Annotated in this window: 20 protein-coding genes; 13 read left to right on the top strand and 7 right to left on the bottom strand. The window is 78.0% G+C overall.

Annotated features, from left to right (window positions below; all coding sequences use genetic code 11):
- Window positions 1-80: 80 nt before the first annotated feature.
- Both ACFO3M_RS08635 and ACFO3M_RS08630 read right to left on the bottom strand, forming a co-directional pair.
- The gene (locus ACFO3M_RS08635; protein ID WP_387988169.1) at window positions 81-2,150 is read right to left on the bottom strand and encodes an elongation factor G-like protein EF-G2; all 2,070 of its coding nucleotides are present in this window, start codon (window positions 2,148-2,150) and stop codon (window positions 81-83) included.
- 125 nt (window positions 2,151-2,275) lie between these two features.
- A complete protein-coding gene (locus ACFO3M_RS08630; protein ID WP_387988168.1) occupies window positions 2,276-3,175 on the bottom strand; it encodes a PP2C family protein-serine/threonine phosphatase in 900 nt (299 codons plus the stop codon).
- 158 nt (window positions 3,176-3,333) lie between these two features.
- Here ACFO3M_RS08630 and ACFO3M_RS08625 point away from each other — a divergent pair, with 158 nt between their 5' ends.
- The gene (locus ACFO3M_RS08625; protein ID WP_387988167.1) at window positions 3,334-3,543 is read left to right on the top strand and encodes a hypothetical protein; all 210 of its coding nucleotides are present in this window, start codon (window positions 3,334-3,336) and stop codon (window positions 3,541-3,543) included.
- 77 nt (window positions 3,544-3,620) lie between these two features.
- Here the strand turns inward: ACFO3M_RS08625 and ACFO3M_RS08620 are convergent, their stop codons facing one another.
- Window positions 3,621-5,141, bottom strand: a complete 1,521-nt coding sequence (locus tag ACFO3M_RS08620) for a sensor histidine kinase (RefSeq protein WP_387988166.1) — start codon at window positions 5,139-5,141, stop codon at window positions 3,621-3,623.
- A gap of 114 nt (window positions 5,142-5,255) precedes the next feature.
- On the opposite strand from ACFO3M_RS08620, the gene ACFO3M_RS08615 reads away from it, so the two are divergent.
- Window positions 5,256-7,814 carry an HAD-IC family P-type ATPase gene (locus ACFO3M_RS08615; RefSeq protein WP_387988165.1) on the top strand — a complete coding sequence of 853 codons (2,559 nt, stop codon included), beginning with the start codon at window positions 5,256-5,258 and terminating at the stop codon, window positions 7,812-7,814.
- Here the strand turns inward: ACFO3M_RS08615 and ACFO3M_RS08610 are convergent.
- Both ACFO3M_RS08610 and ACFO3M_RS08605 read right to left on the bottom strand, forming a co-directional pair.
- Complete coding sequence (locus ACFO3M_RS08610; RefSeq protein ID WP_387988164.1) at window positions 7,762-8,346, bottom strand: AAA family ATPase; 585 nt, start codon at window positions 8,344-8,346, stop codon at window positions 7,762-7,764. The genes ACFO3M_RS08615 and ACFO3M_RS08610 overlap by 53 nt on opposite strands.
- Window positions 8,347-8,526: 180 nt before the next feature.
- On the bottom strand, window positions 8,527-9,114 hold the full coding sequence (locus ACFO3M_RS08605; protein ID WP_387988163.1) for a hypothetical protein: 588 nt from the start codon (window positions 9,112-9,114) through the stop codon (window positions 8,527-8,529).
- A 248-nt stretch (window positions 9,115-9,362) separates the two neighbouring features.
- On the opposite strand from ACFO3M_RS08605, the gene ACFO3M_RS08600 reads away from it, so the two are divergent.
- The 3 genes from ACFO3M_RS08600 (at window position 9,363) to ACFO3M_RS08590 (ending at window position 11,660) form a co-directional block, all read left to right on the top strand.
- A complete protein-coding gene (locus tag ACFO3M_RS08600; RefSeq protein WP_387988162.1) occupies window positions 9,363-10,352 on the top strand; it encodes a serine hydrolase in 990 nt (329 codons plus the stop codon).
- Between the two features lie 64 nt (window positions 10,353-10,416).
- The gene (locus ACFO3M_RS08595) at window positions 10,417-10,872 is read left to right on the top strand and encodes a hypothetical protein (protein ID WP_387988161.1); all 456 of its coding nucleotides are present in this window, start codon (window positions 10,417-10,419) and stop codon (window positions 10,870-10,872) included.
- A gap of 59 nt (window positions 10,873-10,931) precedes the next feature.
- Entirely contained in the window at window positions 10,932-11,660 is a 729-nt protein-coding gene (locus ACFO3M_RS08590) for a PadR family transcriptional regulator (protein WP_387988160.1), read from the top strand.
- A 401-nt stretch (window positions 11,661-12,061) separates the two neighbouring features.
- On the opposite strand, the gene ACFO3M_RS08585 is transcribed toward ACFO3M_RS08590, so the two are convergent.
- Window positions 12,062-12,259: a DUF1918 domain-containing protein gene (locus ACFO3M_RS08585; protein WP_387988159.1), complete on the bottom strand. Its 198-nt coding sequence runs from the start codon at window positions 12,257-12,259 to the stop codon at window positions 12,062-12,064.
- 86 nt (window positions 12,260-12,345) lie between these two features.
- Window positions 12,346-13,224 carry an alpha/beta fold hydrolase gene (locus tag ACFO3M_RS08580; RefSeq protein WP_387988158.1) on the bottom strand — a complete coding sequence of 293 codons (879 nt, stop codon included), beginning with the start codon at window positions 13,222-13,224 and terminating at the stop codon, window positions 12,346-12,348.
- Between the two features lie 120 nt (window positions 13,225-13,344).
- Between ACFO3M_RS08580 and ACFO3M_RS08575 the strand changes: the two genes are divergently transcribed.
- The 8 genes from ACFO3M_RS08575 (at window position 13,345) to iolD (ending at window position 21,264) form a co-directional block, all read left to right on the top strand.
- Complete coding sequence (locus ACFO3M_RS08575) at window positions 13,345-13,935, top strand: sugar O-acetyltransferase (RefSeq protein WP_387988157.1); 591 nt, start codon at window positions 13,345-13,347, stop codon at window positions 13,933-13,935.
- The gene (locus tag ACFO3M_RS08570) at window positions 13,932-14,486 is read left to right on the top strand and encodes a TetR/AcrR family transcriptional regulator (RefSeq protein ID WP_387988156.1); all 555 of its coding nucleotides are present in this window, start codon (window positions 13,932-13,934) and stop codon (window positions 14,484-14,486) included. The genes ACFO3M_RS08575 and ACFO3M_RS08570 overlap by 4 nt, the downstream gene beginning before the upstream one ends.
- A gap of 51 nt (window positions 14,487-14,537) precedes the next feature.
- Entirely contained in the window at window positions 14,538-15,737 is a 1,200-nt protein-coding gene (locus ACFO3M_RS08565; protein ID WP_387988155.1) for an MFS transporter, read from the top strand.
- Between the two features lie 191 nt (window positions 15,738-15,928).
- Window positions 15,929-16,309, top strand: coding sequence for a hypothetical protein (locus ACFO3M_RS08560; RefSeq protein ID WP_387988154.1), 381 nt, complete (start codon window positions 15,929-15,931; stop codon window positions 16,307-16,309).
- 129 nt (window positions 16,310-16,438) lie between these two features.
- Window positions 16,439-17,440, top strand: coding sequence for a 5-dehydro-2-deoxygluconokinase (gene iolC / locus ACFO3M_RS08555; protein WP_387988153.1), 1,002 nt, complete (start codon window positions 16,439-16,441; stop codon window positions 17,438-17,440).
- A complete protein-coding gene (locus ACFO3M_RS08550; RefSeq protein ID WP_387988152.1) occupies window positions 17,433-18,368 on the top strand; it encodes a class I fructose-bisphosphate aldolase in 936 nt (311 codons plus the stop codon). Before iolC ends, ACFO3M_RS08550 begins: the two co-directional genes overlap by 8 nt.
- Window positions 18,365-19,342 (top strand): 5-deoxy-glucuronate isomerase, encoded by a 978-nt coding sequence (iolB, locus tag ACFO3M_RS08545; RefSeq protein ID WP_387988151.1) that lies wholly within the window; start codon window positions 18,365-18,367, stop codon window positions 19,340-19,342. Before ACFO3M_RS08550 ends, iolB begins: the two co-directional genes overlap by 4 nt.
- Window positions 19,339-21,264, top strand: a complete 1,926-nt coding sequence (gene iolD, locus ACFO3M_RS08540) for a 3D-(3,5/4)-trihydroxycyclohexane-1,2-dione acylhydrolase (decyclizing) (protein ID WP_387988150.1) — start codon at window positions 19,339-19,341, stop codon at window positions 21,262-21,264. The genes iolB and iolD overlap by 4 nt, the downstream gene beginning before the upstream one ends.
- The last annotated feature ends 13 nt before the right edge of the window (window positions 21,265-21,277 follow it).

Raw genomic sequence — 21,277 nt, 5'->3', positions numbered from 1 at the left:
GCCCGAGGCTAGTCGACGGACCCCGCTCGTCCCCGCCACGCGCAGGCTCGTGGCGGGGACGTCCGGCCGGGGGCCGGCGGCTACGCCGGGACGGCGACCAGCGAGGCGGGAGCCGGTTCGTGGCCCAGCGGGCGCCGGCTGAAGGAGCCGGTGCCGTGGCTGACCGAGCGCAGCGCGCCGGCGTAGCCGAGCAGCTCCACCTCGGGCACCTCGGCGCGGACGGTGGTGCGGTCCCGGTCGGGGTCGGCGTCGCTGCCGGTGACCCGGGCCCGGCGGGAGGACAGGTCGCTCATCACCGCGCCGACGTGCTCGCCGGGCACGACCACCTCGACCTCGCACCACGGCTCGAGCACCTTGGTGCCCGCGGCGGCCGTGAGCTCGCGGACCGCCAGCGCCCCGGCGGACTGGAAGGCCGCGTCGGAGGAGTCGACCGAGTGCGCCTTGCCGTCGACGAGGACGAAGGCGACGTCGACCAGCGGCCGGTCGTCGTGGACGCCCTTGGCGCACTGCGCGCGGATGCCCTTCTCGACGCTGCCGTGGTACTGGCTGGGCACCGCCCCGCCGACCACCCGCTGCTCGAAGGTGATGCCCGACCCCGGCGGCCCGGGCTCGGCCTCCACCACGACGACGGCGTACTGGCCGTGGCCGCCGGACTGCTTGACCAGCCGCCCGGTGGCCTTCGCCGGCGCGGCGAGGGTCTCGACCATCGGCACCCGCACCGGGACGGTGGTCACCGCGACGCCGTGCCGGGTGCGCAGCCGCTCCAGCAGCACCTCGCCGTGGGCCTCTCCCACGCACCACAGCAGCAGCTGCCCGGTGTCGCGGGAGCGCTCGACGCGCACCGTCGGGTCCTCGGCGGCCAGCCGGGCCAGCGCGGGCCCGAGCCGGTCCTCGTCGGCGCGGGAGGCGGCCTCGACCGCGACCGGGTGCTGCGGCACCGGCAGGTCCCAGGGCGGCACCAGCCGCGGGTCGCCGGGCGCGGACAGGGTGTCGCCGGTCTCGGCGGTGTTCAGCCGGGCGACGGCGCAGACGTCGCCGGCCGGGCAGGCGGCGACCGGGCGCAGCGCCGACCCGAGCGGGGAGGACACCGCGCCGATGCGCTCGTCGGCGTCGTGGTCGGGGTGGCCGCGGTCGGCGCCGCCGTGCCCGGAGACGTGCACCGGGGTGTCCGGGGTGAGGGTGCCGGAGAAGACCCGCAGCAGGGAGACCCGGCCGAGGTAGGGGTCGGTCGTCGTCTTGACCACCTCGGCGACCAGCGGGCCGTCGGGGTCACAGGCCAGCGCCGGGGCCTTCGAGCCGTCGGGGCGGGTGACCGGCGGGCAGCCGTGCTCCGCGGGGCTCGGGAAGCCGTGCACGATCAGGTAGAGCAGGGCGTCGAGGCCGATGCCCTGCAGCGGGGCGGCGCAGAGCACCGGGTGGAAGTGGCCGCGGGCGACCGCGGTGCCGAGGTCGGTCATCAGGTCGCCCTGGACCAGCTCGTCACCGGCGAGGTAGCGCTCCATGAGCGCCTCGTCCTCGCTCTCGCCGATGATCCCCTCGATCAGCTCGCTGCGGAGCCGCTCGGCGTCGGGGGCCTGCGCGCCGGGTTCGAGCAGGTTGACCACGCCGCGCACGGTCCCGTCGGGCGCCCGGTCGACGAGGTGGACCGGGTACACCCCCTCCCCGAGCGCCGTACGGCACAGCCGCACGGTCTCCTCGACGTCGGCCCGGGCGCGGTCGAGCTGGGTGACGACGACGGCGCGCGGCATGCCGACCGCGGCGCACTCCTCCCACAGCTGCACGGTGGTCGCGTCGACGCCGCCGACGGCGGAGACGACGAACAGCGCGGCGTCGGCGGCGCGCAGCCCGGCGCGCAGCTCGCCGACGAAGTCGGGGCTGCCGGGGGTGTCGAGCAGGGTGATCCGGGTGCCGTCGTGCTCGACGGTGGCCACGCCGAGGGTCACCGAGCGCTGCTGGCGGACCTCGACGTCGTCGCTGTCGAGGCAGGTGGTGCCGTCCTCGACCCGGCCGGCGCGCACGAGGGCGCCGGTGGCCACGAGCAGCGCCTCGGCGAGGGTCGTCTTGCCGGCGCCGGCGTGGCCGACGAGGGCCACGTTGCGCACCCGGGCCGCCTCGCGCGGCTCCGGCGCCGGGACGACGTCCCTACCCACGGCGGCCGCCGGGCCGGTCGTTGTCCTGGAGGGGGATGCGCACGGGGACCTCCCGGGCTCACGGGATGTGGTGTGCACCACACCCTGCCCCCGGACGCGCGGGCCGGGCAAGCCCCTGCCGGGCCTCAGTCGGCGGCGGTCCCGGTCGCGGTCCCGGCGGCCGCACCGACGGTGACCTGGACGGTGCACCCGGCCCACCCGGCGGGGGTGACGTCGGCGACGGCGGCGGTCACGTCGTCGCGGGTGCCCGCCGCCAGCGCGGCCATGACCAGCCGGGAGGCGGCGGCCGCGGGGCGCCGCTCGGCGGCGAGGACGCGCTGCAGGGTGGCGGCCGGGACGACGCCGGACAGCCCGTCGGAGCACAGCAGCAGCCGGTCGCCGGGCTCGGCGCGGACGGCGATCAGGTCGGCCCGGCCGGGGTCGGCCGAGCCGCCGAGGGCGCGCAGCAGCACCGAGCGCATCGGCGAGGCGGCGGCCTCCTCGGGGGTCATGTCGCCGGAGTCGACCAGCGCCTGCACCAGCGAGTGGTCGGTGGTGAGGCGGGTGAGGACGCCGGCGCGCATCAGGTGGGCGCGGCTGTCGCCGACGTGCGCGACCACCAGCCGGCCGTCGCGGGTGAGCTCGGCCGCGGTGCAGGTGGTGGCCATGCCGGTCAGCGCGGGGTCGGCCGCGGCGGCCGCGCGCACCGCGGCGGCGGCGGCGGCGAGGGCGGCGGCCAGGCCGGCGTCCGGGGCGGCCCCGGTGCGGTCGGCGCGGGCGGCGGCCGCGCGGGCGACCACCTCCTCGACGACCAGGCGGGCCGCGGTGGCCCCGCCCCGCCCGCCGCCCACGCCGCCGGCGACCGCGAGCAGCGCGGGACCGGCGGACCCGGCGTCCTGGTCGGCGCCGCGGGGGCCGGCCAGGGAGACCGCGGCGGGGTCGAGGACCAGCCGGTCCTGCCCGGCCCCGTCCGGCGGCGGGACCCGGCGCCCGCCCGGCGCCTCGGCCGCGGGGAACCACGGCAGCGGCGTCGAGGGGGCGGTCACGGGCGACAGCATGGACTGCCGTGCCCGGTTTCCGGAGGGGAACGGCGCGCGCCGCCCCCGGTGCCGGCCGGCCCCGACCCCGTCCCGCGGTGCCCGGCCCCACCCCGCAGCGCGAGGCCGGGCACCGCGAGGCGGGGCCGGGCCGGGAGACTGGGGCGGTGACGAGCGCGACGGGCGGGCACGCGGCCGGGCGGGACCAGGAGAGCAGCCGGGCGCACGCGGTGCCGCGGGAGGCCGCCGACGGGCCGCCGCCGTGGGTGGCCGCGTGCGGGACGCCGGTCGCCGTCGTCCAGGGGGCGTGGGACGGCCGGCGCGGGCTCGGCTCCGACGACGTCTGCCCGGAGTGCCGCCGGCTGGTCCCCGCCTGAGGCGTCCTGGCTCACCGCCGCGCGTCCCGGCTCACGGTCGGCGCCGAGCCAGGACGCAGCACGATCAGGCCGGCTGGTCATGCGCGGACGCCGCCGGCTCCCTCGAGCGCGTCGTCGTCCTCGAACTCGGTGACGGTGGCGCCGGGCAGCCGCACCGTGAACACCGTCCGCCCGGGCCGGCCGGCCACGCCGACGGTGCCGCCGTGCCCGGCCACCACGGCCGCGACGATCGCCAGCCCGAGGCCGGTGCTGCCGGAGGCCCGCGAGCGCGCGGAGTCGCCGCGGGCGAACCGCTCGAAGACCCCGGCCCGCAGGTCGGCGGGCACGCCCGGGCCGTCGTCGGCGACCTCGAGCACCGCGGTGCCGTCCTCGGCGCGCAGCCGGGTGGTCGCCGTCGTCCCGGCCGGGGTGTGCGTGCGGACGTTGGCCAGCAGGTTGGCCAGCACCTGGTGCAGCCGGGCGGCGTCGCCGGGGACGAGCACGGCCGCGCCGGGCAGGTCCACCCGCCAGCGGTGCCCGGGGCCGGCGGCGTGCGCGTCGCTGACGGCGTCCACGACCAGCCCGGTGAGGTCCACGGTGCCGACGGTGAGCTCGCGGCCGGCGTCGAGGCGGGCGAGCAGCAGCAGGTCGTCGACCAGGCCGGACATGCGCACCGCCTCGGCCTCCACCCGGCGCAGCGAGGCGTCGGCGTCCTCGGGCAGCCCGCCGCGGCGGCGCACCAGCTCGGTGTAGCCGCGGATGGAGGTGACCGGGGTGCGCAGCTCGTGGCCGGCGTCGGCGACGAACCGGCGCAGCCGGGTCTCCGACGCCTGCCGCGCGGCGATGCCCGACTCCACCGAGTCCAGCAGCCGGTTGAGCGCCGCGCCCACCCGGCCGACCTCGGTGCGCGGGTCGGTGTCGGCGGCCGGCACCCGGTCGGGCAGCCGCACCTCGCCGCTGGACAGCGGCAGCGCGGCGACCCGCCCGGCGGTGGCGGCGACCCGGTGCAGGGGGCGCAGCGTGCGGCCCACCACCAGCGCCCCGGCGACGCCGGCGGCGAGCAGACCCAGCAGCCCGGCGACCACCTCGACGGCGACCAGCCGGACCAGCGCGGCCTCGGCCGAGGCCAGCGGCAGGCCGGTGACCAGCACCTCGCCGTCGCCGGCGGGCGAGGCGACCACCCGGTAGTCCCCCAGCGGGCCGAGGCCGACGGTGCGCGCGGCCCCGTCGGCCGGGACGCCGGCCAGCGCGGCGGCCTCCGCGGCGGTCAGCGCCTCGCCGTCGCCCTCCCTGCCGATGACGGCGGCCTCGGTCACCGCGCCGTCGACGACGCGTGCGCCGAGCGTGCCGTCGCCCTGGCCGGGGACGAGCAGGAAGTCCGGCCCGCCCCCCGGATCGCCGTACCCGGGCGCGCTCGGGCCGCCGTCCGCGTGCGCCGAGCGGGTCACGGCGGCGGCCAGCCGGTCGTCGACCTGACCGAGCAGCTCACCGCGGACCGCGGCGGTCGCCGCCACCCCCACCACGACGAGCACGAGGGCCAGCGGGACGAGGAAGACCCACAGCAGCCGCGCCCGCAGCGAGCGGGGCCGGGCTCGCCCGGGGAGGGCACGCGTCGTCACGGCGACCACGGTCCGCGCCGCGGCTGCGCGTTGCCTGGACGCCGGGCGGGAGTCGGCTGTGCCCGGCGCGCCACGCCGTGCCGCCCGCCGTCCCGCCTGTCACAGTCGGGGGCGATGACGACGGGGACCACGGGCCTGACCCCTCCCGCGGCGCCGGTGGGCCTGACCGCCGCCGAGGCCCGCGCCCGGCACCGGCGCGGTGAGGGCAACGTCGCGGTCAGCGCGTCCTCGCGCAGCTACGCGGTCATCCTGCGCACCAACGTCTTCTCCTTCTTCAACGTCATCCTGTTCACCATCGGCGCGGCGCTGCTGGCGCTGGGCCGGTACAGCGACGCGTTCACCAGCGTCGGCCTCGGGCTGGTCAACGCCGCGATCAGCGCGGTGCAGGAGATCCGCGCCAAGCGCAAGCTCGACCGGCTGCAGCTGCTCGCGCGGGGCACGGTGACGGTGGTCCGCGACGGCGCCGACACCGAGGTGCCGCCGGAGGAGGTCGTGCTCGGCGACGTGCTGCGGCTGCGCCCGGGCGGGCAGGTCGTCGTCGACGGGCCGGTGCTCGCCGGGCGGCTGGAGGTGGACGAGTCGCTGCTGACCGGCGAGTCCGAGGCGCTGCCGAAGGAGCCCGGGGACGACCTGCTGTCGGGCTCGTTCGTCGTCGGCGGCGAGGGCGCGCAGCTGGCCCGCGAGGTCGGCGCGGCGTCCTACGCCGGCCGGCTGACCGCCGAGGCGCGCCGGGTCTCCACCGACCGGACGCCGCTGCAGCGGCGGATCGACTTCGTCGTCCGGCTGGTCATGCTCCTGGTGCTGCTGATGAGCGTGACGATCCTGGCGCAGGCCGCGCTGGAGGGCTTCACCCTGGTGCGGACCGTGCAGACCACCGCGGTGCTGTCCGGGCTGGTGCCCTACGGGCTGTTCTTCCTCGTCGCGGTCGCCTACACCGTCGGCGCGGCCAGGAGCGCCGGCCGCGGCGCGCTGGTGCAGCAGGTGAACGCCGTGGAGTCGGTGAGCAACGTCGACGTCGTCTGCACCGACAAGACCGGCACGCTCACCACCGGCCGGCTGTCGCTGGCCGGGGTGCGGCCGGTCGGGCCGCTGCCGGCCGGCGAGGTGGAGCGGCTACTGGGGTCGATGGCCCGCAGCACCGCCGCGGGCAACCTGACGACGGCGGCACTGGCTCAGGCGCTGCCCGGCGACCCGGTGCCCGTCGCCGAGGAGGTGCCGTTCTCCTCCGCGCTGCGGTGGAGCGCGCTGCGCACCGCCGACGGCGTGCTGGTGCTCGGCGCCCCGGACACGCTGGCGCCGCGGCTGACCGGCGAGCCGCTGGGCGTCCCCGTGCGGGAGCTGACCGGGCGCGGGCTGCGGGTGCTGGTGCTCGCCCGCGCCGACCGGGACGCACCGCTGCGCGACGGCGCCGGCCGGTCGCGGCTGCCCGCCCTGGAGCCGCTGGCCGTCGTCGCGCTGGCCGACGAGCTGCGCCCCGGCGTCGTCGACACCCTCGCCCGGCTCACCGCGGACGGCATCACGGTCAAGGTGGTCTCCGGCGACGACCCGGCCACGGTGGCGGCGCTGGCGCGGCAGGCCGGCCTGGAGCCCGGCGAGCCGGTGGCCGGCCCGGCACTGGAGGGCCTGTCGGAGGCGCAGCTCGACGAGGTCGTCGCGCGGACGACGGTGTTCGGGCGGATCGCCCCGGAGCAGAAGGAGCGGCTGGTCGACGCGCTGCGCCGGGCCGGGCACCACGTGGCGATGGTCGGCGACGGCGTCAACGACGCCCGCGCGCTGAAGCGGGCGCACGTCGGCGTGGCGATGGCCGGCGGCAGCGCGGTCACCCGTGACGTCGCCGACATCGTGCTTACCGGCGACTCGCTGGCCGCGCTGCTGCCGGCGGCGCACGAGGGCCGCCGGATCATCACCGGGATCAGCACGTCGATGCAGGTGTTCCTGGCCCGCGTCGGCACCCAGGGGCTGGTCATCCTCGCCGTCACCATGCTCGGGCTCGGCTTCCCCTACTCCCCGGCCAACGTGGGGCTGACCCTGCTCACCGTCGGCGTCCCGACGCTGTTCCTCACCGCGTGGGCCCGCCCGACCCCGCCCGACCCGCACCTGCTCACCACGCTGTGGCGGTTCGTCGTGCCGGCGGTGCTGGTGACCGCGGCCGGCGGGGTCGCCGTCTACGCCCGGCACTACACCGACCTGCTGCAGGGGTTCACCGACGACGCCGTCCCCTCGTTCGTCGTCGACGCCTTCGAGGACTACACCGGGGTGTCCTCCGACGACGTCGGCTTCGCCGAGGCCGCCGCGACCATCGGCGCGCAGACGGCGCTGTCGACGTTCGTCTCCTACGCGGCGTTCCTGCTGATCCTGTTCCTCAAGCCGCCCACCCGGTGGTTCGCCGCCTGGACCCGTCCCGACGGCGACCGCCGCCCCGCGTGGCTGGTCCTCGCGCTGGTGGTCGTGTTCTCCGCCGGGCTGTTCTGGCCGGCGTTCACCACCTACTTCGGGCTCACCGAGGCCGCCGACCCGGTCTTCGAGACCGTGGTGCCGGCGCTGCTGCTCTGGTTCGCGGCGCTGACCGCGGCCTACCGGTTCCGGCTGCTCGAGCGGGCGCTGGGCCTGACCGGGGTGGTCAGCCCGCTGCAGCCGCCGGGGTCACGGGACCCAGGAGCCCGGCGAAGGTGAGCGCGGCGGCCCGCGGCCGGTCGACGACGAGGACCTCGCCGGGCGCCGGGTCCGCGGCGCGGTAGCGGTCCCAGCGGCCGGCGTGCCGGCGCATCCGGCCCTCGGGGATGCGGCGGCCGCGGGCACGCTGGCCCTCGGCGGCGTCGTCGGCGGAGACGTCGAGCAGCACCAGCCGGACCGCGCGCCCGGCCCGGCGGGCCGCCCGCAGCACCACCGGGCGCCACCAGCGGCTGGTCCACGGGTCGGTGAGGACGACGACCGGCGCCGGACCGGCGAGCACGCGGAGGACGCGCAGCCGGTGCGCGGTGTGCACCAGCGGGCGCACCAGGCGGTAGGGCACCCGGGAGCCGGTGCGCCACCGGGCGGCGACGTCCTCGGAGTCCACCGCGGCGACGCCCGGGACGCCGTCGCCGAGCACGCGCCGCACCAGCGTGGTCTTGCCGCTGCCGGGCAGGCCGCCGACGACGACGAGCGTGCGGGCCGGCGCCGGGGGGCGGCCGTCGGGCCGCGCCGACGGCAGCGTGGTGGTCACGGGTCTCCTCCTCGGGGCGCCGCCGTCGCGGGGTGTGCACTCCGGCGGAGCGGCGGACGGTACCGGTGCGGCGTGCCGCGGAGCGGCCCGCGTGCGCGGGGACCGGCGTGCGCGGGGACCGGGGTGCAGTGCGGCGCCGCCCTCCCCAACGGAGGACGGCGCCGCGAGGTGCCGGGACGGTCAGTCGCCCTCGTCGTCGGGGCCGCCGCGGCCGCCCCACCAGGGTCCGTCCCCGTCGGCGGACTGCACGAACTCGGTGACCCCCGCCTCCAGGTCGGCCAGCCGCTCGTCGGCCTCCTCCTGGGTGAGGTGGCCCTCCTCGACGGCGGTGGCGATGCGTTCCTCCGCCGCCGCGACGAGCGCGGCGACGAGGTCCTCGACGGCGACGCCGCGGTCCTCGGCGACCGAGGCGAGGGTGGCGCCGTCGGCCTCCAGGGCGGTGCGCAGCTCCTCCTCGGACAGGCCCAGGGTCTCGGCGACGACCGGGAAGCCGCCGCCCCAGCCACCGCCCCAGCCACCGTGCCAGCCACCCCGGCCACCGTGCCAGACCCCGGCGTCGCCGAGGGTGGCGGCGACCTCGTCGGCCTGTTCCTGGGTGATCGACCCGTCGTCGACCAGGCCGGACAGGGCGTCGCGGATGCGCTCCTCGGCCGAGGTGACCGAGTCCGTGGTGGTCGTGTCGTCGTCGGCCACGGCCGGGACGGCGAAGGCCAGGCCGCCCACGGCCAGGGCACCGGCCGCGGTGGCGAGCAGGATCTTCTTCCGCACGGGCACACTCCTCGCTCGGGTGACCGGTCGATCCGGCCCTGGTCCCGAGGATCGGGCACGAAGCTGTGACCCGGCTGTCAACCGCCCGTGCCGCGACTGTGGACCGCTGCGTCCGGGTCCGCCGCCGGGCCCGACGGGCCGGTCGGGGTGGGTCCGGACCCGTCTGACCTGCACCGCGTCGCCGGCCGGTCCGGCAGGGGAAACACGGACGTTCCCCGCACGACCCCGATCGGGTCCACCCTGTGCCCGTGCGCGCCGTCCGCCCCTCGCCCGGACGCCCGCGCCGGGGCCCGCTGGAGCGGCTGGTCCTCGGCGCGCTCACGATCGTGCTCGCGTCGGTGCTGGTGGTGACCACGGCGGGACTGCTGGCGGTGGTCCTCTGGGCCCCGGAGGGCGCCTCGCGTCCGGAGGTACCGGACGCGCAGCGGGCCACGGTCGCGCCGGACCCGGGGACGCCGGCCGAGATCCGCGGCATGGGCGTCGTCGGGGAGGCCGCCGCCCCCGTCCCGCCGCCGGTCGCCGTCGACGACACCGCGGTGCTGGCCGCCGTCGACGCGGCCGCGGGCGCGGCGGACGGCACGGTCGCGGTGGCGGTGCTCGACGCGTTCGGCCGGCCGCTGGTCACCGGTCCCGCCGCCGGGGACGCCCTCCTGTCGGCGTCGGTGGTCAAGCTGCACGTCGTCGGCCGGCTGCTGGCCCTCGGCGCGGCCGGCGCGCTCGACCTCGGCGAGGACGACCTCGCGCTGATGGAGCGGGCGATCGTGACCTCCGACGACGGCGCGATGAGCACCCTGTGGGACCGCTACGACGGCGCCGCGCTGGTCACCGCCACCGCCGCCGACGCCGGCCTGACCGCCACCGCCCCGCCGCGGGTCGCCGGCCAGTGGGGCGAGGCCAGGCTCAGCGCGGCCGACGTCGCCGCCCTGCTCGCCGGGCTGGCCGACACGCTCGGCGAGGGGCCGGCCGCGACGCTGCTCGGCTGGATGCGGGAGACCGCGCCGACCGCGGCCGACGGGTTCTCCCAGACCTTCGGCCTGCTGGCCGGCGGCCCCGGGATCGCGGCCAAGCAGGGCTGGATGTGCTGCGTCGACGGCCGGCGGCAGCTGCACTCGGCCGGGGTGCTGCCCTCGGGCACCGCCGTCGTCCTGCTCGGCGACTTCCCCGCCGCGACGTCGTGGGGACGGGCCCGCGCCGCCCTCGACTCCGCCGCCGCGGCGGTGCTGGCCGCGTTGGGCTGAGGTCCCCAGGGAGCTCACAGGCCGGCCCCAGCCCCTGCGGAGGGTGCGGGGGCAGCGTGCCGTCATGGACCGCGACACCGCGCCCTGGCTGTTCGACCCCGCAGCGACCCGCGCCCTCGTGCTCGCCCGGCGCTCCCCCGGCGGCGGGCCGGTCGGCGACGTCGTCTCCGACGTGGTCTGGGGCGAGGTGGTGCGCCTGCTGCGCTGGGCGGCCGCCGGCGGGTCCGGGCCCCCGGAGCTGCGGCCGGGCACCTGGTGGCGGCTGGCCGCCGAGAGCGCGGCCCTCCTGCGCCGGCTGCCGGCGCTGAGCGCGGAGATCGACCAGCCCTGGTCGGTGGTCCCGCCCGCGCCCGCCGAGCCCGGCGTCGACCCGGCCGGGCGGATCGGCCAGGTCGCCCGCCGGCTCACCGACCGGCTCCGCTCCGGGGAGCCCGTCCCCCTGCGCGTGCTCGCCGCCGAGGTCGACGCACTCGGTGAGGCGGCCGTCCAGGCGATCGCGGCGCACTCCTTCGGCTCCTAGACGACCGTCGCATCACGATATATCGTTACTGTCATCCGATACGTCAGGAGGCGGTCACGGTGCACGACCCACGATCCGAGGGATGGCGGCCCGGCGGCCGCGGGCACGGGCGCGGCCAGCGGCCGCGCGGGTCCCGCCCGAGCGGGCCCGGCGGCGGGGGCTCCGGGCCCTCCGGCTTCGGCTTCGGCGGCCCGGGCGGGACCGGCGGCGGCGCCGGCTTCGGCGGCCCGGGCGGACCCGGTGGCCCCGGCTTCGGCCCGGGCTCCGACCCGGCGGCCGGGTCGCAGCGCCGCGGCGGCCGCGGCCGGGTCCTCGGCGGCGACGTCCGCGCCGCCGTCCTGCTGCTGCTGGCCGAGCAGCCCATGCACGGCTACCAGCTCATGCAGGCGGTCGCCGAGCGCAGCGGCGGGCGGTGGACGCCCAGTCCCGGCGCGATCTACCCGACCCTCAGCCAGCTCGAGGACGAGGGCCTGGTCACGGTGACCGCCGACGCCGGCCGCAAGCTCGCCACCCTCACCGACGCCGGCCGCAGCGCCGTCGAGGAGCTGCGCGGCACCGGGAACGACCCGTTCGGCGGCGGCACCGCGGGCGCCCCCACCGCGGACCTGCGCGGCCTGCTCGACCAGCTGCACGGCGCGGTCCGCCAGGTGGCGCGCACCGGCACCGAGGCCCAGCTCACCGCCGCGGCCGGCGTCCTCGCCGAGGCCCGCCGCGCGCTGTACCTGCTGCTCGCCGAGGGGCCCGACGGCACGCCGCACGCCGGCACGCCGGAGACCCCGCAGGCCTGACCTCCCCACCTCCGGTGCTCCCGTCGCGGCGTCCCGCGGCGGGAGCACCGGCGCGCCGGGGGTCGCCTCGTCCTGCCCCGGGACGTCGGGACGTGCACGAGGCGTGGCCGGGGCCCGTCTCGCCGTGCGCTTCTGTGCCGCTCCCGCCCGATCGCGGCGGTAGTTGGGGATAACGGTCGGGGGGACGGCGCGGGCGCCCGCCGGCTCCACGAGGGGCGGCACGCCTGCCGCGCGCCTGCCGCGGCCGGTCGGGCCGTGCTCGAGCCCGGACGCGACCGGGCAGGCGCGCGGGGCCACCCGCGGCCGCCGGAGGGGTGGGCGGCGCCGGGCGGGCACGCCGGAGGGGCGTCCGCCGCCGACCTGCGCGGGGGGCCGTCCCGCGAGGGAACGGCCCCCCGCTCCTACGCCTCGGCCGGCTCGGGGACGACGGCGCAGGTGCCCGCCGGGTAGAAGACGCCGGTGTGCCCGTCGGCGTCCCACTGGACGACGTACGGCGGCGCCCCGCCCTGTCCGCGGACCTCAAGCACCCGTCCGGTGCGGTCCGGCTCCCCCTGGTGGGTCGAGCGGACGACGATCCTGTCCCCCACGCGCGCTTCCACGGCGACCTCCCGGCGGTGGCTGGCCCTGTTCACAGCTCGTCCTGGCGAGCCCAGCCTCCCGCTGCCGCCGGGACGGGACAAGGCCCTCAGGCCGCCCCGTCGAGCACCTCGCGCAGCCGGGCCGCGAACGCCGCGGGCTCCCCGGTCTGGCCGTACTCACCGCCGAGGAAGCCGGCGTGCCCGCCGGGGAAGACGACCGGGGCGGTCCCCAGCGCCTCGGCGACGCCCACGCCGCCGCGGTGCGCGAGCTCTCCCTCGGACCCGGCGCCGACGGCGACCACGACCCGGGTGGGCGCGGCCCGCAGCGCCGCGACGTCGTACTCGTGGTGGGTGCACGAGACGAGGTTCTGCCCGAGCAGGACGTCGTCGCGCGAGCCGTCGTCCTCGGTGGGCAGGCCGAACAGGGCGGGGTCGGGTGCGGGGCCGGCGAGGTCGGGCGTCACCGGGCCGCGGTGGGCGACCAGCCGGATGAAGGCCGCCATGCCGGCGCCGAAGCCGGACCGCCGGTAGGCCTCCGCCACGGCGTGGGTGGCGGCCGAGGCCTCCGCGGCGTCGGGCACGTACCGCACCGACGGCGGCTCGTGCGCGACCAGCGTGCGCACCTGCCCGGGGTGGCGGGCGACGAGGGTCAGCGCGTTGACCGCGCCGCCGCTGCTGGCGAAGACGTCGACCGGACCGCCGCCGACCGCGGCGACGACGCGGGACAGGTCGTCGGCGTGCTCCTCGGGCGTGCTCGTCGCGGCGCCGTCGGTGCGGCGGCTGCGCTCGGAGCCGCGCGGGTCGTAGGTGACCACCGTGCGGTCGGCGAAGTACCCGGCCAGCGTGCCGAAGCCGGCCGCGGCCATGGGCGAGCCGACCAGCAGCAGCACCGGCGCGCCGGCCGGGCCGGGGCGGACGTCGTAGGCGAGGACGGCGCCGGGCACCTCGAGGGTGCGGGTCTCGAGCGCGGGGGCGGTGCTGGTCATCTGGGGCCTCCCGGGAGCGGTGGTGTCGAGGGGTGGACCGTCGCGGCGGACGGAAGTCATCGGCGCGCCGCCCCCCGGCGATGCGTACGGGCGTCCGCATGGATGTGTACGCTCGTCCGCATGACCTCGCTGCCCGCCCCGGACGACGGCCGGACCATGCGCGAGCGGATGCTCGCCGGCGACCTCTACGTCGCCGACGACCCCGAGATCGGCGAGGAGAGCGCCACCGCCCTGGACCTGGTGGCCGCCTACAACGCCACCTCGGTCCGCCAGCGGCCGCTGCGCCGGGAGCTGCTCGGGCGGCTGCTCGGCTCGGTCGGCGAGGGCACCGAGATCCGCCCGCCGCTGTACGTCGACTACGGCAGCCGGATCCGCGTCGGCGCCCGCTGCTTCGCCAACGTCGGCCTGGTCGCCCTCGACGTCGCGGCGATCACCATCGGCGACGACGTGCAGATCGGGCCGAACGTCCAGCTGCTCACCCCCACCCACCCGGTGGAGCCCGGGCCCCGGCGGGACAAGTGGGAGGCCGCGCGGCCGATCACCATCGGCGACAACGTGTGGCTCGGCGGCGGGGTGATCGTGCTGCCCGGCGTCAGCATCGGCGCGGACACCGTCGTCGGCGCCGGGTCGGTCGTGACGCGGGACCTGCCGGCCGGCGTGGTCGCCGTCGGCAACCCGGCCCGGGTGGTCCGCGAGCTGGACCGGGGGTGAGCACCCCCGTCCGGCGGCCGCGGCGGCACGACCCCGGCCGCCGCGACCGGCTGGTGGCCACGGCGCTGGACGTCATCGCCGACGCCGGCGTCACCGGCGCCACGCACCGGGCCATCGCCCGCGCCGCCGACGTGCCCCTGGGGTCGATGACCTACCACTTCGCGAGCCTGGACGAGCTGCACGCCGCGGCGTTCACCCGGCACGTCGAGGAGGTGGCCGCCCGGTTCGACGCGCGCATGTGCGCCGCGCCCGACCGGGCCGCCGCCCTGGACGCGCTGGTCGAGCACCTCACCGGCGACCTGCTCGGCTCCGGCCGGGACCTCGTGCTCGCCGTCGAGCTCTACGTCGCCGCCGCCCGCCGGCCGGCGCTGCGCGCGGTCACCCAGGACTGGATGCAGCGCAGCCGGGCGAGCCTGGAGCGCCACTTCGACCCGGTGACCGCCCGCGAGCTCGACGCCCTGGTCGAGGGGCTGGTGCTGCACAGCGCCCTGTCCACCGACCCGATGGACCGCGCCCAGATCCGTGCCGCCATCCTCCGCTTCGCCGCCTGACCTGCCCTGACCTCCGCCCCCTGACCGCCCGCCCCTCCAGACAGGACACCCGTGTCGGACACCCTCCCGGTCACCGCCCCGCCCCGGCTGCGCGCCGCCCGCGCCGCCGTCGCCGCCTGCTTCTTCGTCAACGCGGTGCTCTTCGCCGACCTCGTGCCCCGGCTGCCCGAGGTCAAGGACCGGCTGGGCGTCTCCAACGCCGAGCTCGGCGCGGCGCTGGCCGCCCTGCCGCTCGGCGCGCTGGTGTCCGCGCTGGCCTCGGCCGCGCTCATGCGCCGGTTCGGCTCGGCGCGGGTGGCCTCCTGGGGCCTGGTGGCGCTGGCCGCCGCCGTCTGGGGGGCCGCCCTCGCGCCCTCGTGGTGGCTGTTCGCCGGGGCGCTGTTCGTCGCCGGCGCGCTGGACGCGGTCGTCGACGTCGCCCAGAACGCGCACGGCCTGCGGGTGCAGCGGGCCTACGACCGGTCGATCCTCAACTCCTTCCACGGCCTCTGGAGCATCGGCGCGGTGGCGGGCGGGCTGCTGGGCTCCGCCGCGGCGGGCCTGCGCGTCCCGCTCGGGGTGCACCTGGGCGTGGTCGCGGCCGTCTTCGCCGTCGTCGCGCTGGTGGCGCACCGGTCGATGCTGCCCGGTCCCGACCAGGAGGAGGTGCCCGACGACGCCGTGCCCGCGGGCGGGCGGGGGACGCTGCGGGCGGTCGCGCTGCCGCTGGCGGCGCTCGGCGTGCTCGCCGCGTGCGGGGCGTTCGTCGAGGACGCCGGCTCCTCGTGGAGCGCGCTGTGGCTGCGCACCGAGGTGGGGACGGGCGCGGCGGCCGCGGGGCTGGGGTTCGTCGCGCTGTCGCTGGCGATGACAGTCGGCCGGCTGACCGGTGACCGCGTCGTCGACCGGTTCGGGCAGCGCCGGGTGGCCCGTGTCGGCGGCGCGATGGTGGCCGCCGGCATGGGGCTGGCGCTGGCGGTGCCGTCGCTGGCCACGACGCTGGCCGGGTTCGCCCTGGCCGGGCTGGGCGTCGCGACGCTGGTCCCCGCCGTCTACGCCGCGGCCGACGACCTCCCGGGGCTGCGGCACGGCGTGGGGCTCACGCTGGTCAACTGGCTGCTGCGGATCGGCTTCCTGGTGTCCCCGCCGCTGGTGGGCGCGCTCGCCGACGCGACCAGCCTGCGGGTCGGGCTCCTGACCGCCGTCGTCGCCGGGGTGGCCACGGTGCTGTGCGGCCGGGTGCTGAAGGCGTCGGTGAGCCGCACGACCTGAGGGCGCGGCATCCGGTGGTGCACCACCGGGGTCCCGGCGGCCGGGCCAGGGAGCGGAGCTCGGAACCTGGCCCGGTGCCCCGGCGAGGAGTCCCCCTCTACTCGGCCGGGGCGGAGCACGTGCACCCAGGGTGCACGCCCGGTGCACGGTCCGCATCCCGGGCTGTCGGTACCGGGGGTCAGGATCGGCCGGTGACCGCCTTCTTCCTCCCCCGCGCCACCGACGACGACCAGGCCGAGCGGCTCTACGAGGCCCTCGCCGAGTTCGCCGGCTGCGAGCCCGCGCCGCCGGGCGCGCGGGTGCGCTCGGTCGCCTTCGACCAGGACGGCGCCCGATGGGTGGCCGAGGTGGGCCGCGAGCTGCGCGGGCGGCGGACGACGCGGCTGCTGCGCCGCGGCGAGCTGCTCGAGCACACCGAGGAGCTCACCGACCCCGCCCGCGTGCTCGCCGTCTACCCGGGGACGCCGTACCACGTGGTCACCGACGCCCAGCCGATCACCGGCACCGCCTCGGGGTGGGCCAACCCGTTCCCGGTCACGCCCGGCGAGGTGGTCCTGTTCGACCCCCGCTGAGCGGGGCGGCCACCGGGGTGCCGCGCTCACGACAAGATGTCGCTATGTCCTGACAAAGCCTTGACGCCGGAAGGTGTCGCGGCGCACAGTCGGGTCCCACGGGGCACGACGCACAGGACGGAGCGGACCGTGGACGACACCCCCGACGCAGTCGCCCCCGACGTCGTGGTGATGGGGCGCAGCGGCGTCGACGTCTACCCCCTGCAGATCGGCGTGGGGCTCGAGGACGTCGAGTCCTTCGGCAAGTACCTCGGCGGCAGCGCGGCCAACGTCGCCGTCGCCGCGGCCCGCCTCGGGCACTCCCCCGCGCTGGTCAGCGGTGTCGGCGACGACCCGTTCGGCCGCTTCGTGCGCCGGGCGCTGCGCGAGCTCGGGGTCGACGACCGGTTCGTCGTCGTCGACCCCCACCACGCCACGCCGGTCACCTTCTGCGAGGTCTTCCCGCCCGACCACTTCCCGATCTACTTCTACCGCCGCCCGACCGCGCCGGACCTGCAGATCCGGCCGGAGGACCTCGACCTCGACGCGGTCCGCGGCGCGCGGCTGCTGTGGGCGACGGTCACCGGCCTGTCCGAGGAGCCGAGCCGCTCGGCCCACCACGCCGCCTGGGCGGCCCGCGGGCGCCGCCGGCACACCGTCCTCGACCTCGACTACCGGGCGGTGTTCTGGCCCTCCCGGGAGGCGGCCGCCGAGCAGGTCCGCGCCGCGCTCCCCTCGGTCACCGTGGCGGTCGGCAACCGCGAGGAGTGCGAGGTCGCCGTCGGTGAGACCGACCCGGACCGGGCCGCCGACGCGCTGCTGGACGCCGGCGTCGAGCTGGCGGTCGTCAAGCAGGGCCCGGAGGGGGTCCTCGGCGCGACCCGCGACGAGCGGGTCGTCGTCCCGCCGACCCCGGTCGAGGTCGTCAACGGCCTTGGCGCCGGGGACGCCTTCGGCGGCTCGCTGATCCACGGGCTGCTCACCGGCCTGCCGCTGGAGCAGCTGCTGCGCGAGGCCAACGCCGCCGGCGCGATCGTCGCCTCCCGGCTGGAGTGCTCGACCGCGATGCCCACCGCGGCGGAGGTGGCCGCCCACGTCGCCGCCGCCCGCCCGGCCGTCCCCACCCCCCGCCTGGAGGGCACCCGTGTCTGACACCGCCGTGCACCTGCCCGCCGTCGGGACCGCGCCGGTGTGCGCCACCTACGCCGAGGTCACCGAGCTGCGCAGCCGCTCCCCGCAGGCGGTCGCGCAGGCCCTGGCCACCCGCCGCCGGCGGCCGGCCTTCCTCCCCGACGACGGCCGGCTGATGCTGATCGCCGCCGACCACCCCGCCCGCGGCGCGCTGTCGGCGCAGGGCCGGCCCACCGCGATGCACAGCCGCACGGAGATGCTCGACCGGCTGCGCGCCGCGCTCGCCCGACCCGGGGTCGACGGGCTGCTGGCCACCGCCGACGTCGCCGAGGACCTGCTGCTGCTCGGCGCGCTGGAGGACAAGGTGGTCGTCGCCTCGATGAACCGCGGCGGCCTGGCCGGCTCGGTGTTCGAGATCGACGACCGGATGACCGGCTACGACGTGCAGGGCGTGGTCGACGCCCGGTTCGACGCGGCCAAGATGCTCAACCGCGTCGACCTCGACGACCCCGCCACGGTCGTCTCGCTGGAGACCGCCGGCCGCGCGGTCACCGCGCTGGCCCGCGCCGGGCTGGTCGCGATCCTGGAGCCGTTCCTGTCCCGGCGAGTCGACGGGCGGGTGGTCAACGACCTGTCCCCCGACGCGGTGATCAAGAGCGTGCACGTCGTGCAGGGCCTGGGCGCCACCTCCGCCTACACCTGGCTGAAGCTGCCGGTGGTCGCGGAGATGGAGCGGGTGGCGGACGCGACCACGCTGCCCACGCTGCTGCTCGGCGGGGACCCCTCGCGCCGGCCGGAGGAGACCTACGCGCAGTGGCGCGACGCGCTCGCGCTGCCGCCGGTGCGCGGCCTGGTGGTCGGCCGCACGCTGCTCTACCCGCCCGACGACGACGTGGAGGCCGCGGTGGACACCGCCGTCGCCCTCGTCCACGGAGGGAGCCGGCCGTGACCGCCACCGCCCCGCGCACCACCGCCCCGAGCACCACCGGCTCGCGGACCACCGCCCCCGGCTCCACCGCCCCCGGCTCCCGCTCCCTGCACCTGCCCGCCGGGTCCGCCGCCGCCGGCCCGTACGCGCTGGAGGTCACGCCCGAGTCGGCCGGCTGGGGCCACACCGGGCTCCGCGTCCTCGAGCTGCCCGCCGGCGGCCGGCACGTCCTGGACACCGGGCCCGACGAGGTCGTCGTCGTCCCGCTGGAGGGCGGGGTCACCGTCGCCTGCGACGGGGAGGTGCTCCCCCTGGCCGGCCGCAGCTGTGTCTTCGCCGGGCCGACGGACTTCGCCTACCTCCCGCTGGGGGCCACCGCCGAGCTGACCAGCCGCAACGGCGGCCGGTTCGCCCTGTGCAGCGCCCGCGCGCGGCGCCGGTACCCCGTCCGCTACGGCCCGGCCGCCGCGGTGCCGGTCGAGCTGCGCGGCGCCGGCCGGAGCAGCCGGCAGGTGCACAACTTCGCCACCGCCGACGTCCTCGAGGCCGACTCGGTCATCGCCTGCGAGGTGCTCACCCCCGGCGGCAACTGGTCGAGCTGGCCGCCGCACAAGCACGACGAGACCTCCGCGGTGGAGACCGAGCTCGAGGAGGTCTACTACTTCGAGGTCGCCACCGGCCCCCAGGGCCAGCCCGGCCTGGCCTACCACCGCGTGTACGGCACCCCCGAGCGGCCGGTCGACGTGCTCGCCGAGGTCCGCGACCGCGACGTCGTCCTGGTGCCGCACGGCTGGCACGGACCCTCGATCGCCGCGCCCGGCCACGACCTCTACTACCTCAACGTCATGGCCGGCCCCGGCCCCGAGCGGGCGTGGCGGATCGTCGACGACCCCGCGCACGCCTGGGTCCGCGGCACGTGGGCCGACGAGGACGTCGACCCCCGGCTGCCGCTGCCCACCCACCGCCCCGACCCGGAGGGAGCGTCCCCCTCGTGAGCCAGACCCCGCCGCAGGCCCGTCCCGGGACCGCCCGGATGACCGTCGCCCAGGCCGTGGTGCGCTTCCTCGCCCAGCAGTCCACCGAGCGCGACGGGCACCGGCAGCGGCTGTTCGCCGGCTGCCTGGGCATCTTCGGCCACGGCAACGTCGCCGGCCTCGGCCAGGCGCTGCTGCAGGCCGAGCTGGAGTCCCCGCGGGCGCTGCCCTACGTGCTCGGCCGCAACGAGCAGGCGATGGTGCACACCGCCGTCGGCTACGCGCGCGCGAAGGACCGGCTGCAGACCTGGGCGGTGACCACCAGCATCGGGCCCGGGGCGACCAACCTGGTCACCGGCGCGGCGCTGGCCACGGTCAACCGGCTGCCGGTGCTGCTGCTGCCCGCCGACACCTTCGCCACCCGCGCCGCCGGCGCGCTGCTGCAGGAGCTCGAGCGCCCCGACAGCGGCGACGTCTCGGTCAACGACGCCCTCCGCCCCGTGTCGCGGTGGTTCGACCGGGTGGAGCGGCCCGAGCAGCTGCCCGCCGCGCTGCTCGGTGCGATGCGGGTGCTCACCGACCCCGCCGAGACCGGCGCGGCCACCGTCTGCCTCCCGCAGGACGTGCAGGCCGAGGCGTTCGACTGGCCGGTGGAGCTGTTCGCCCCGCGCACCTGGCACGTCGGGCGCCCGCAGCCCGAGCCGGCCGCCCTGCAGCGCGCCGTCGAGGTGGTCCGGACGGCCCGCCGGCCGTTGCTCGTCGCCGGGGGCGGCGTCGTCTACTCCTCCGCCACCGCGGCGCTGGACGCGTTCGCCACGGCCACCGGCATCCCGGTCGCGCAGACCCAGGCCGGCAAGGGCGCGCTGCCCTTCGACCACCCCCGGTCGGTCGGCGCGATCGGCTCCACCGGCACCACGGCGGCCAACGCGCTGGCCCGCGAGGCCGACGTCGTCATCGGGGTCGGCACCCGCTGGCAGGACTTCACCACCGCCTCGCGCACCGCCTTCGCCGACCCGGGCGTGCGGTTCGTCAACGTCAACGTCGCGGCGGTGGACGCCGCCAAGCACGCCGGCGTGACGGTGCAGGCCGACGCCCGCGAGGCGCTCACCGCGCTGACCGGGGCGCTGGCCGGCTGGTCGGTCGACGACGCGTACCGCGCCCGCACCGCCGAGCTCGCCGCCGCGTGGGAGGCCACGGTCGAGGCCGCCTACCACCCGGCCGCACCCGGCAGCGGGGGCCGGCTCACCCAGAACGAGGTCATCGGGCTGGTCAACGAGGTGTCCGCGCCGCGCGACGTGGTGGTGTGCGCGGCCGGGTCGATGCCCGGGGACCTACACAAGATGTGGCGGGTCCGGGACCCCAAGGGCTACCACGTCGAGTACGGCTACTCGTGCATGGGCTACGAGATCCCCGGCGGCATCGGCGTCCGCATGGCCAGCCCGGACCGTGACGTGTTCGTCATGATCGGCGACGGCTCCTACCTGATGATGCCGACCGAGCTGGTCACCGCCGTCCAGGAGGGCGTGAAGGTGGTCGTCGTCCTGGTGCAGAACCACGGCTTCGCCTCGATCGGCGCGCTCTCGGAGTCCCTCGGGTCGCAGCGGTTCGGCACCCGCTACCGGTACCGGTCGGGCTCCGGCCGGCTCGACGGGGACGTGCTGCCGGTCGACCTGGCCGCCAACGCCGCCAGCCTCGGCGTCGACGTCCTCTCCGCCCAGGACGGACCGAGCCTGGAGGCCGCCCTCCGCAAGGCCAAGGCGAGCGACCGGACGACGGTCGTGCACGTCGAGACCGACCCGCTCGTCGACGCGCCCTCCAGCGAGTCGTGGTGGGACGTGCCGGTCAGCGAGGTCTCCACGCTCGAGAGCACCCGGCGCGCCCGCGCCGTCTACGCCGAGGAGAAGGCGCGCCAGCGCCCGTACCTCACTCCTGCCCAGCCCTGATCCCCGCCAGGAG

Source organism: Geodermatophilus arenarius, assembly GCF_042654585.1.
In the GTDB taxonomy this organism is placed as follows: Bacteria; Actinomycetota; Actinomycetes; order Mycobacteriales; family Geodermatophilaceae; genus Geodermatophilus; species Geodermatophilus arenarius.
The sequence above is the reverse complement of the archived record's forward strand: the minus strand, read 5'-3'. Positions and strand labels throughout refer to the sequence as shown.